Consider the following 13,152-nt stretch of genomic DNA (forward strand, 5'->3'; position numbering starts at 1 on the left):
CTGGGGCAGATCGGCTTCCCGGTTCGCCCCGCCGCCGGCGTCACCGCCATGGCCGCCGACCGCCGCGCTGCGCGCCTCCGACGTGGCCGTCGCCGCTGGCGCGGACGTGACCTCGGAGGACGAGATCGCCGCGGCCGTCCGGGAGGCGGTCCTGGCCTTCGGCGGCGTGGACCTCGTCGTCAACAACGCGGGGCTCTCCATCTCCAAGCCGCTGCTGGAGACGACCGCCGCCGACTGGGACCTCCAGCACGACGTCATGGCGCGCGGCTCGTTCCTGGTGTCCCGCGAGACCGCCCGCGTCATGGTCGAGCAGGGGATGGGCGGCGACATCGTCTACATCTCGTCCAAGAACGGGGTGTTCGCCGGGCCGAACAACATCGCCTACGGCGCGACCAAGGCCGACCAGGCGCACCAGGTGCGGCTGCTGGCCGCCGAGCTCGGCGAGCACGGCATCCGCGTCAACGGGGTCAACCCGGACGGGGTCGTGCGCGGTTCGGGGATCTTCGCCGGCGGGTGGGGCGCCAAGCGCGCCGCCGTGTACGGCGTCGAGGAGGAGAAGCTCGGCGAGTTCTACGCCCAGCGGACGCTGCTCAAGCGCGAGGTGCTGCCCGAGCACGTCGCCGCCGCCGTCTTCGCCCTCACCGGCGGGGACCTGACCCACACCACCGGACTGCACGTCCCCGTGGACGCCGGCGTCGCCGCCGCGTTCCTGCGCTGAGGAGGCCCCCGTCGAACGAGGACGGCCGGCGGCCCGGACCGCGCGGCCGCGGCGCTCACCCCGCCGCGGCCGCGCCGTCCCCACCCGGGCCGCCGACCGTACCTGCTGGGCCCGCTCGACCAAGTGAACCCGAAGGGACAACGATGCCGCCGGCGGAGAAGTTCGCACGCCTCCCTGTGTCCGTCGTCACCTCCCCGGCCGCGGGGACCGCACCCGGCGGGTCCGGCGTCGGCGGGCATGTCCCCAGGGAAGGGGCGTCCGCCGGGCGCCGCACCCACACGGCCCGTTAGGAGAGGACAAGCAATGGCAGACACCACAGCGCCGCCGCCGGTCAAGGTCGGCCTCGTCGCCGGCGGGCTCGGCGCCTACTGGCCTCAGTTCCCCGACCTGCTGCCGCAGCTCAAGCGGTCCGCCGAGCGCGTCTCGGAGCGGATGCGCGGGCTCGGCGCCGAGGTCGTCGACGTCGGGTTCATCTCCGACGCGCAGGAGGGCGCGGCGGCGGCCGAGCGGCTGCGCGCCGCGGGCTGCGACATCATCGTCGGCTTCCTCACCACCTACATGACCGCGACGATGCTGGTCCCGGTGGCGCAGCGGGCGGACGCGCCCGTCCTGCTGATCAACCTGCAGCCGACCGAGTCGATGGACCACGCGACCTTCGACACCGGGCAGTGGCTCGCCTACTGCGGCGCCTGCCCGCTGCCGGAGATGGCGAACGCGTTCGCGCGCTGCGGCGTCCCGTTCCGCTCGGTGTCGGGCTACCTGGAGGACGAGCGCGCCTGGGCGAAGATCGGCCGCTGGGTGCGCGCCGCCGGGGTCCGCGCGGCGCTGCGGCGGGGCAGGCACGGGCTGATGGGCCACCTGTACCCGGGCATGCTCGACGTCTCCACCGACCTCACGCTCGTCAGCGCCAACTTCGGCGGGCACGTCGAGGTGCTGGAGTTCGACGACCTGCGCGTCCGGGTGGAGAAGGTCACCGACGCCGAGACGGCCGCCAAGAAGGCCGAGGCGGAGAAGATCTTCGAGCTGGACGCGTCCGTCAACGACGACGACCTGACCTGGGCGGCCCGTGTCTCGGTCGGCCTCGACCGCCTCGTCGAGGACTTCGGGCTCGACAGCCTGGCCTACTACCACCGCGGCCTGGACGGCGAGATCCACGAGCGCCTCGGCGCCGGGATGATCCTCGGCGCGTCGCTGCTCACCGCGCGCGGGATCCCGGCCGCCGGGGAGTACGAGCTGCGCACCTCCCTCGCGATGCTGGTCGCCGACCGGCTCGGCGCGGGCGGCTCCTTCACCGAGCTGCAGGCGCTCGACTTCCACCGCGGCCACGTCGAGATGGGCCACGACGGGCCCGCGCACCTGGCGATCAGCGCCCGCCGCCCGCTGCTGCGCGGCCTCGGCGTCTACCACGGCAAGCGCGGCTACGGCGTGTCCGTCGAGTTCGACGTCAAGCACGGCCCCGTCACCGCGTTCGGGATCATCCAGCGCCGCGACGGCAGGTTCGCGTTCGTCGCGTCCGAGGGCGAGACCGTGGACGGGCCGCTGCTGCAGATCGGCAACACCACCTCCCGCGTCGACTTCGGCTGCGACCCCGGCGAGTGGACCGACGCGTGGTCGGCCACCGGCATCTCCCACCACTGGGCCCTCGGGACGGGCCACCGCGTCGCCGACCTGAAGGCCCTCGCCGACCTCCTGGAGATCGAACTGGTCCATGTGAACCCCTGACGACACCCTTACGGCGCGACGCCGTCACCCCCCACCCCCCCGCGCAGGTCCGAAGGATGTTCCGTCATGCCCAAAATCCCCCCACCACGCGGTGCCGTATGCGGTGTCGCCCTCTCCCTCGCGCTCACCGCCGTCACCGCCCTGCCCGCCCGCGCGGACGCCTCCGGGCTGCACGCCACCGGCCTGCGGACCGACGCGCTCGACGACCCCATCGGCATCGACGACACCACGCCCACCCTGAGCTGGCGCCTGGCGGCCCCGGGCCGGGGCTCGGCCCAGACCGCCTACCAGGTGGTGGCGGCGACGTCCCGGGACGGGCTCGGCCGCGCCGACCTGTGGGACTCCGGCAGGGTGTCCTCCGCCGCCGCCGGCGCCGTCTACCGGGGCACGGCGCTCACCTCCCGCCGCCAGGTGTGGTGGCGGGTCCGGGTCTGGGACGGCTCCGGGCGCGCGTCGGGCTGGAGCAGCCCCGCCCGGTTCGAGACGGGCCTGCTCGCCAAGGACGACTGGTCCGGCAAGTGGATCGGTGACGAGCGCTGGCTGAACCGGGCGCCGACCCCCGCCACCGTCGCGCTGCCCGCCGGCACCAGGGCCCGCCACCTGCGGCTGGACGTGACGAAGCTCGGCCTCCCCGTCAAGGAGGGCGGCTCGCTGCTGTCGCGGCTCCAGCTCGCCGAGATCGAGGCGCTCGACCCGTCCGGGACGAACGTGGCGAAGGGCGCGAAGGTCACCGCGTCCGAGGTCCGCGAGTACCCCGGCAAGTGGATGCCGGAGTTCGTCACCGACGGGTCCCTCACCACGCAGACGGCGCCGTTCGGATACACCAGCCCCGCCTACGGCTCGCAGGACCCGGGCCACCACATCTGGCTGCAGCTCGACCTCGGAGCCGTCAAGGACCTCGCCTCGGTCAGGCTGTACCCGCGCACCGACCTGATGACGAGCGACGGCAAGACGCCGAACTTCCCGATCGACTACACGCTGCAGACCTCCGACTCGGCGGACGGTCCGTTCGCCACGGCCAGGACCGTCACCGGGCAGGAGCCGCCGCCCGCGTACCAGACGGACCTGCCCCGCTTGCCCCTGCTCGCCCGGCAGTTCTCCCTGAAGGACGAGGTGCGGTCGGCGCGGCTCTACATCACCGCGCTCGGCGTCTACGACGCCACCGTCAACGGCCGCCCGGTGAGCGACGCCGTCCTGGAACCGCCGAACACCGACTACCGCAAGCGCGCCGAGTACGCGGCCTACGACGTCACGAAGCTGCTGCGGCGCGGCGGCAACGCGATCGGCGTCCGGCTCGGCAACGGCACCTACAACGTCACCTCCACCAGCGACCGGTACACCAAGTACGTCGGGGCGCAGGGCGCGCCGAAGCTGCTCGCCCAGCTGGAGGTCACGCTCGCGGACGGGACGACCGCCCGGGTCGCGACCGACTCGTCCTGGCGCACCGACCTCGGCCCGACCACCTTCACCCACTGGTACGGCGGTGAGGACGAGGACGCCCGCCTCGCCCGCGAGGGCTGGGACGAGCCGTCGGCGGACCTGGCGGCCTGGCGCCCGGCCGCCGAGGCGCCCGATCCCGGCATCGCCCTCACCGCGCGCATGTCGCCGGCGATCGTGCCCGTCGGCCGCCGCCGGACCGTGAAGGTCACGCAGCCGGAGAAGGGCACCTACGTCTTCGACCTCGGCGAGAACGTCGCGGGCTGGCCGCAGATCCGGGTCAGCGGCCCGCGCGGGACGGAGCTGGCGCTCAAGCCGGGGGAGCGGCTCGGCGAGGACGGCCTCGTCGAGCAGGGCACGATGATCGCCGGCGGAGCGCGGCGCCCCCCGATCGAGGACCACTACACCCTCGCCGGGGAGGGCACCGAGACCTGGCACCCCCGCTTCGTCTACCACGGCTTCCGCTACCTCCAGGTGACGGGCCTGCCGTCCGCCCCGGACGCGGACGCCGTGTCGGCGGTCGTGCTGCGCGCGGGCAACGCCTCCGCCGGCTCGTTCGAGAGCTCCGACCTGCTGCTGAACGGCATCCACAAGATCATCGACCGGTCGATCCAGGGCAACATGTTCAGCATCCTCACCGACTGCCCCGACCGGGAGAAGCTCGGCTGGCTGGAGGAGACCCAGCTCGTCCAGGGATCGGTCACCCGCAACTACGACGTCGCGGCCTACTACCCGGCGCTGCTGCGCAACATGGCCGAGGCGCAGACCTCCGACGGGCTCGTCCCCGACATCGCGCCCGAATACGTCCAGTTCTCCGGCGGCGTCCGCGACGACCCCAACTGGGGGAGCGCCATCATCCTGGCCGCCTGGCAGCACTACCGCACCTACGGCGACGAACGCCCGCTGCGCGACTTCTACCCGAACATGCAGCGCTACCTGGACTACCTGACCTCCAAGGCGAAGGGGAACCTGCTCGACTACGGCCTCGGCGACTGGGCCGCCGTCGACAAGACCACGCCGCGCGGGATCGCCGTCACCTACGGCTACCAGCGCAGCGCCGCCGCGCTCGCCTCCGTCGCCGGCCTGCTCGGCAAGGACGACGACGCCGCCCGCTACCGCAGGCTCGCGGGCGACATCGCCGGCGCCTTCAACGCCAGGTACCTGGACGAGGCCGGGCACACCTACGGCTCGGGCAGCCAGGCCGGGGACGCGTTCGCGCTCGACCTCGGCATCGTCCCCGAGGCGCAGCGCCAGGCCGTCCTCGACCACCTCGTCGCCTCGGTCAAGGGCAAGGGCTACCACCTCACGGTCGGCGAGATCGCCCTGCCGGCCCTGTTCCGGGTGCTGTCGGCGGCCGGGCGCGACGACGTCATCCTCGCCGTCGCCCAGCAGGTCACCGACCCCAGCTACGGCTACCAGGTCGTGCACGGCGCGACCGCGCTCACCGAGTACTGGGACGGCCCGACCGGCTACGGCTCCCAGAACCACTTCATGCTCGGCGCGATCGACGAGTGGTTCGGCGCCGGGCTCGCCGGGATCGGCCAGGCGGGCGACTCGGTCGCCTTCGGCAAGCTCGTGGTCCGGCCCGCCGTCGTCGGCGACCTGACCCGCGCCGCCTCCACCTACCGCACACCCCGCGGCGCGGTCTCCAGCGCGTGGCGCCGCTCCGGGCACGACCTGCGGCTCGACGTGACCGTCCCGCCGGGCGCCCCCGCCCGCGTGGAGGTGCCGCTGCTCGGCGCGTCCGGCGCCACCGCCCCGGCGGGCGCCCGGTCCCTGGGCGTCCAGGACGGGCGGGCCGTGTACGAGGTCGGATCCGGGTCCTGGACGTTCAACGTCCGCACGCCCGAGGCCGTGCACCAGGACCGCACCCAGCTCGCCGTCGAACCCCCGTTCGGCGCCGACGTCCCCGTCATCGACGGAGAGTCCTCGACGGCCCGGTTCCGCGTCACCAACCTCGAGCGGCACGCCGTCACCGTCCCGGTGAAGGCCGCCGCGACGGACGGCTTCACCACCGGGGCCGCGGGACGGGTCACGATCCCGGCCGGCGGCTCCACGGAGGTCCCGGTCACGATCAGGCGCACCGGCGAGGCGACCGAGGGAACGGTCACCGTCACCGTCGACGACGAGAGCGTGCGGGCCCCGGTGCGCGTCACCGGCAACCTCGTGCGCGTCGCCGAGATGTCGGCGTCCAGCACCCACAGCGGCTCGTCGCCCGCCTGGACCAACGACGGCGGCACCGACTCCGGCGTGTGGCTGAACGGCGTCGGCGGCTGGAACGACGACACCGCCGGAGACTTCCCCGACACAATCACCGCCGCCTGGGACGAGCCGCGCCGCGTCGGCCGCGTGAAGGTCTTCACGCTCGACGATCCGGCGCACCCGGCCGCCAAGACCGGAATCCGCGACTTCGACGTCCAGGCCCGCGTGGACGGGACGTGGACGACGGTCGCGACGGTCGCCGGCAGCACCGCCGGGACGGTCGAGAAGACCTTCGCGCCCGTCCAGGCGTCGGCGCTCCGGCTCCTCGTCCACGACTCCAACGACCACAACTACAGCCGCGTCATCGAGCTGGAGGGCTACTCCTCGTGACTCATTCCCAAGCTCGGCTGCTCGCGGTGCCGGCGGCCGCGCTCCTGGCCCTGTCCGGGCTCGCGGTCGCCGGTGCGGCCGAGGCCGCTCCGCCGTTCGGGCCGGACGTCCCGGCCCTGACCCGCGGAACCTTCGCCGACCCCCCGGCGTCCGTGCGGCCCAAGTACCGCTGGTGGCAGCCGCTGGCCCACACCGACGACAGGGAACTGGCCGCGGAGCTCGAACAGATCAGGAAGGCGGGCGGCGGCGGAGCCGAGGTCGCGCCGTTCAGCGTGGAGGGCGCCGGCAACAACTCCCCGGAGTTCCTGAAGACCTACGGCTGGGGCACCCCGCTCTGGGCGCAGAAGACCCGGACGATGCTGGCCGCGGCCAAGGCCAACGGACTCGGCCTCGACTTCACCATCGGCCCGCGCTGGCCCGCGACCGTCCCCACCGTCGCCGACGTCAACGATCCGAGCGCGCAGCAGCAGATCGTCTTCTCCCACGAGTTCCGCAAGGGCGGGACCAGCAGGTCGGGTGCGCTGCCCGCCAACTTCAACGTCGCGCCGCCCGCCGGTGCGAAGAGGACGCTCATCGCCGCGCTCGTCGCCAAGTGCTCCGACGCGGGCTGCGCCACCTCAGGCGGCCCGCGGATGCTGGAACGGGAGGGCGTCACCGACGTCACCTCGAAGGTGGACGCGCAGGGCGGCCTCGCGGTCGACTTCCCCGGCGACGGCGAGAGCACCTACGCGCTGATCGCCTTCTACCAGACGCCCAGCGGGCAGTCCCTGTCCGGCTACACCGCGACCGGCACCAACTACGCCCTCGACCCGTTCAGCGAGGCCGGGGCCAAGGCGACCACGGACTTCTACGACGAGCACATCCTCACCCCCGACGTGCGGAAGCTGCTCGCCCAGATGGGCGAGAGCGACCTGTTCGAGGACTCGCTCGAACTGGGCACCACCCAGAAGTGGACGTCCGAGCTGGTCGACCAGTGGACGGAGCGGCGCGGCTACTCCCCGGTCGAGGTGCTCCCCGCCCTGGCCGGCGCCGGCGACCAGGGCATCACCGACCGTCCGTTCTTCGACTTCGGCGGCGGCGTCGGCGCCCGGGTCCGCACCGACTACCGGCAGACCCTCAGCGACCTCTACATCCGCAACCGGCTCGACGTGCTGCGCGAGTGGGCCCAAAGGCACCACATCAGCACCCGCATCCAGCCCTACGGCATCCCGGTGGACGTCGCGGAGGCCGCCTCGCACGTCGACGTGCCCGAGGGTGAGTCCCTGGCGTTCGGGCAGTCGGTCGGGGCCTACAGCAACGTGCAGGACTACCGGGTCGTCGCGACGGGCGCGCACGTGTCCGGGCGGCCGGTGGTGTCCGACGAGTGCTGCGCGTTCTCCGGCTCGGTGTGGGGCTCGACGGCCGGCGCCGGATCGGACGCATCCAACCTCCAGGCCGTCTACCGGGGCCTCGCGGGCGGCGTGAACCAGGTCGTCTGGCACGGCTTCCCGTACCTGAGCAGGGGCCCCGCGGGCGCCGGGCCGCAGTCGGCCTGGCCCGGCATGACCTACGGCGGCAACGCCTCCTACTCGGAGGCGTTCGGCGACAAGGGCGGCCCGAACTGGGCCGACTACCGCGCGGTCAACGACAACCTGGCCCGGATGCAGCTGGTGCTGCGGCAGGGCAAGCCCCGCTTCGACCTGGCCGTGTACTGGCAGGACTTCGGCATGAACGGCACCGGCACCACCGGCAGCGGGTCGAACAAGCTGATCCAGAGCTCCTCCGCGCTGGCGTCGGCCGGGTACACCTACGAGTACCTCAGCCCGGCGCTGCTCCGCCGCAAGGACGCCTCCTTCTCCCGCGGCGCCCTGTTCGGCGACCGCTCCGCCTACCACGCGGTGCTGCTGAACGACCAGAAGACGATGCCGGTGGACGCCGCTGAGAAGCTGCTGCGGCTGGCGCGGCAGGGGCTCCCCGTCGTCATCGTCGGGGACGCGCCGAGCGCGGTTCCCGGTAACGGCGACGCCGCGCGGCAGGACGCGCGGCTGAGGTCGGTGGTCTCCGAACTCCTCCGGCAGCGCGGCGTGGTGCGGGTGGCGAGCGAGGCGGACGCGCCGGACGCGCTGCGTCGCCTGCGCGTCACGCCGGCCGCCACGCCGCACGACGGGTCGGGCGCCATCCTCGACGTGCGCCGCCAGGCGGGCTCCACCGACTACTACTACCTGTACAACCAGACGAACACCGCGACCGCGCAGAAGATCACCCTGACCGGTGACGGCGTCCCCTACCGGCTGGACACCTGGACCGGCAAGATCACCCCGATCGCCGACTACACGTCCGGCCACGGCACCGTCACCGTCCCGGTCCGGCTGGCCGGAAACGACGCCGCGGTCATCGCGGTCACGCCGCGGCGGGACGCCACCTTCACCGGTCCCGCGGGCGGCTCACGCCCGCAGGGCGCGCAGGGCGCGGCGGCCGTTCCCCAGCCGGTGAGGCTGGACGAGTGGTCGCTGTCGGTCGACTCCTGGGGCCCCGGCCCCTCCGGCAGGCCCGGCGACACCGCGCACAGCACGCTCGGCCCGGTCACGGTGAAGGCGGGGGAGGGCGGCGCGCTGCCCGCCTGGTCGGCGATCACCAAGGCCAACGGCCACCCCGTCGACCTCGCGGACGTCTCGGGCGTGGGCACCTACACCGCGAACGTCACCCTGGACGACGGCTGGAAGGGCATCGACCGTGTCGCGCTCGACCTCGGGACACCGGTGGACACCGTCCGCGTCAACGTCAACGGGCACGACCTGCCGCCGCTGAACCAGGCGGACCTGCGGCACGTCGAGGTGGGGCGGTACCTGCGGCCCGGGGCCAACACGATCACCGTGCGGGTCGCCTCCACGCTGCTCAACGCGGTCCGCGCGGCGCCCGGCACCGGGGCCGCGTCGCGGGCGCCGATGGACTACGGGCTGTTCGGCCCCGTCACCCTCACCCCGTCCGGCGGCGACCGGCCGGTGCTGGCCGTCGAGGCCCTCGAACCGGAGCTGCCGCTGGCGGACGGCGGCTACAACCGCGCGACCGTGCTGGTCACCAATGCCTCCGCGCGCGCGGCGGACGTGACGGTCTCCGCGTCCGCCGCCGAGGGGATCAGCGCCGAACCGGAGCGGGGCCGCGTCACGGTGCCCGCGGGCGGCTCGGTGACGGTGCCCGTCGCGCTGCGGGACAAGGGCGTCGCTTCCGGCGCGAGCACCCTGAAGGTGACCGCGCGCAGTGACGCGGGACCGTCCGCCGCCACGGCGGTGACCCTGCGGCACTCCGGCGACCTCGCCCTCAACCCGGGCGGCACGCCGTTCCCGCGGGTGGTCGCCGACGCCGGCCAGGACCGGTACCCGGCCAAGCTCGCCGTGGACGGCTCGCCCAGCACGTTCTGGGTGTCGTGGGGACGCGCCGCCGGCCAGGGGCCGGCCCCCGCCGACCCGGTGCGCTACGGCGTCGACTTCGGCGCGCCGGTCGAGTTCGGCTCGGTCGTCGTGGGCGGGCGCTCCAACTACGGGCCGCGCGACTACGGCGTCCAGGTCTCCTCGGACGGCCGGAACTGGCGCACCGTGGCGACCGCGACGGACACGCCGAAGGAGGGCGGGACGACGGCCTTCGCCAAGGTCAGCGCCCGCTACGTGCGTCTGGACATCACCAGGAGCTGGGACGGCGTAGGCGCGAACGTGCAGATGAGCGGGTTCTCCGTACGGCCGTAGCCGGGAGGGGCCGGGGCGTGACGGCACCCCCGCGGGCGCGGTCCGCCCCGGCTCCTTCCGGCAGATCACCGCAAGCCGCAGCAACGACGTGGAGGTCGCTACCCATGATTCGCCGTGACAGGACTCGCTCCGCCGAACGCCGTGCCGTCCTCGCCGCCGTCGCAACCGTGGCGGCGACCGTCGCCGCCGGCCTGCCGGGGACCGCCCAGGCCGCGCTGAAAGCGGGGCACGCGCCGCAGTCCCCTGTGGGTCTGACGGTGGGGGACCAGGCGCGCCCGCTGAGCGTGGAGGGGGCGCCGCTGTTCGGGTGGACGCCCCGCGACCGCGACCCCGGGGAGGTGCAGAGCGCCTACGAGATCATCGTGCGGGGGCCGTCCGGCGCGCCGGTCTGGGACAGCGGCCGTGTCCGCTCGGGGAGCCAGGAGTACGTGAGGTACGCCGGGCCGTCCCTCGCGCCGGAGACGTCGTACACGTGGACCGTCCGGACCTGGGACGGCTCCGGAAAGCGCTCTCCGTGGGCGCGGCCCGCCGCGTTCGACACCGGGCTCGCCGACCGGGACTGGCGGGCCACCTGGATCCGGCGCACCACCGCGGAGGCCGACGACTACACCCTCGCCCGCAAGGACTTCACGGTCGGCGAGTCGAAGGTGGTGCGCGCTCGCGTGCACATCGCGGCCGGTCAGCAGTACGCGCTGCACCTGAACGGCGAGACCGTCGACCGCGGCCCCGCCTTCGAGTACGCCGACGACGGCTTCTACAAGACCGTCGACGTCACCTCGAAGGTGAAGGCCGGTCGGCCCGCCACGATCGGCGCGCTCTACCACTGGTACGGGTCGGGGCAGGGGCGGCCGAAGGGCGAGCCCGGCCTGCTCGTCCGGCTGGTCATCGACCACGCCGACGGCACCCGGCAGGTCGTCGTCACCGACGGGACGTGGAAGGTGACGCGCGCCCCCTGGAAGACGGCGCCGAAGCGCAACGGGGACGGCGGCGACTACGTCGAGGACATCGACGGCACCGCCGTGCAGGCCGGGTGGGACGAGCCCGGCTTCGACGCGTCCTCCTGGCAGGACCCGGTGGTCGTCGGCGTCCACCCCGCGTCGGGTTTCAAGCACCTGCACGGCCAGGAGACCGCGCTCGCGTACCGGACCGTCCGGCCGGTGAAGGTCACGCGGCTGGACTCGGGCGCGCTGGTCGCCGACTTCGGGAAGGTGATCCCGGCCGTGCCGGTGGTGCGGTTCCGGGAGGGCGTCGCCGGCCGGCACGTCGACATGTACGCCTCCTACGTCCTCAAGGACGACGGGACGGTCTCCCGCTCCAAGAGCGACAACCAGGACACCAACCTCGGCTACGGCTACACCCAGCGCGACGGCGACCAGACCTTCCGGCCGCTCACCTACGTCGGCTTCCGGTACCTGGAGATCGCGCCGGGCTCCGGAGCCGAGGCGGACGACGTCTCCGCCGTCGTCCAGCACGACGAGGTGACCCGCGAGGGCGGCCTCCGCACGTCCGACGCGGGAGTGAACGCGGCGTACGACCTGATGGCGCGGTCGGCGCTGTACGGGTCGCAGTCCCAGTTCCTCGACACGCCGACCCGGGAGAAGGGGCAGTTCCTCGGCGACTCGGTCGACACCTCGATCGCCATGATGGGCGCCTACGGGGAGCGGCGCCTGACCCGGCAGGCGATCCGCGAGTTCATGGCGTCGCAGGCGCGGTACTGGCCGGACGGGCGCCTCAACGCCGTCTACCCGAACGGCGACGGCAAGCGCGACATCCCCGACTACACCGAGATGTTCCCCGGCTGGGTCTGGGACTACTACCAGCAGTCCGGCGACGCGTCCACGCTCGCGGACGCGTACCCCGTGATGAGCGCGGTCGCCGGCTACGTCCGCCGCTACATCGCGGAGGGGACGGGCCTGGTCACCAACCTCGAGGGCGGCTCCGGGGCCTACAAGTACGGCATCGTCGACTGGCCCGCGACCATGCGGTACGGCCACGACATGGACACCGCCGCCCGCACGGTCATCAACGTGCTCGGCGTGGACGTCCTGAACGCCACCGCCCGTGCCGCCGCCGTGCTCGGCAGGACCGGCGACGCCGAGGCGCTGCGCAAGGACGCCGACACGCTCACCGGCAACATCAACGCCAGGCTCCGCCGCCCGGACGGCGTCTACATCGACGGCCTGAAGAGCGACGGCGCCCAGAGCACGCACGCCTCGCAGATCGCCAACGCCTACGCGCTCGCCTACGGCGTCGCCCCCGCCGAGGGCCGGGACGAGGTCGAGTCGTACATCGCCGGGCTCGGCATGCAGATGGGGCCGATGACCGCGCACCGGCTCCTGGAGGCGCTCGGCGGCCGTCCCGCGGACGTCGTCACCCGCCTCACCGACGCGCGGGGACCGGGCTGGGGCAACATCCTCGCGCGCGGCGGCACCTTCACGTGGGAGTCGTGGGACGCCCCGGAGACCGGGCAGAGCCACTCCCACCCGTGGGGCGCGACGTCGCTGGTCCAGGTGCAGCGGACCCTCCTCGGCGTCGCCGTGACCGCCCCCGCCTCGGCCGCCGTGCGGATCAGGCCGCCGCTGACCGGGCTGGACCGCGCGTCCGGGACCGTCCCGCTTCAGCGCGGAGACGTCGGCGTCAGGTGGAAGCGGGCCGGCGGCGGCTTCTCGCTCGACGCGGACGTCCCCGTCAACGTCCGCGCCGAGATCCACGTCCCCGCCCGTTCCGCGGGCGACGTGCACGTCTCCGGGCCGGGCGGCGCCCGCTTCACCGGCATGAAGGACGGCTACGCCGTCTTCGAAGCCGGCTCCGGGCACCTCACGTTCCGTTCCGACCACCTCTGAGGGGCCCGGCGATGACCGAACGACCAGGAACCGGGATGAGCCGCCGAGACTTCCTCGGCGCGTCGGCGGCCGGGGTGGCGGGCGCGGTCGTGCTCGGCTCCGCCGGGGGCGCCGCGTCGGC

General features: G+C 73.7%; 5 protein-coding genes. All 5 read left to right on the forward strand.

Annotated elements, in window-relative coordinates; genetic code table 11:
- The coding region (locus AB0K37_RS34515; protein ID WP_363988224.1) for an SDR family oxidoreductase at positions 1-718 on the forward strand (718 nt) is incomplete at its 5' end.
- A gap of 303 nt (positions 719-1,021) precedes the next feature.
- Complete coding sequence (locus AB0K37_RS34520; RefSeq protein ID WP_363988227.1) at positions 1,022-2,440, forward strand: L-fucose/L-arabinose isomerase family protein; 1,419 nt, start codon at positions 1,022-1,024, stop codon at positions 2,438-2,440.
- A gap of 66 nt (positions 2,441-2,506) precedes the next feature.
- Positions 2,507-6,469, forward strand: coding sequence for a family 78 glycoside hydrolase catalytic domain (locus tag AB0K37_RS34525; RefSeq protein WP_363988230.1), 3,963 nt, complete (start codon positions 2,507-2,509; stop codon positions 6,467-6,469).
- Complete coding sequence (locus AB0K37_RS34530; RefSeq protein ID WP_363988233.1) at positions 6,466-10,188, forward strand: glycosyl hydrolase; 3,723 nt, start codon at positions 6,466-6,468, stop codon at positions 10,186-10,188. The genes AB0K37_RS34525 and AB0K37_RS34530 overlap by 4 nt, the downstream gene beginning before the upstream one ends.
- A gap of 104 nt (positions 10,189-10,292) precedes the next feature.
- A complete protein-coding gene (locus AB0K37_RS34535) occupies positions 10,293-13,031 on the forward strand; it encodes a family 78 glycoside hydrolase catalytic domain (protein WP_363988235.1) in 2,739 nt (912 codons plus the stop codon).
- The last annotated feature ends 121 nt before the right edge of the window (positions 13,032-13,152 follow it).

This window comes from Actinomadura sp. NPDC049753, assembly GCF_040674655.1.
Classification (GTDB): Bacteria; Actinomycetota; Actinomycetes; order Streptosporangiales; family Streptosporangiaceae; genus Spirillospora; species Spirillospora verrucosospora.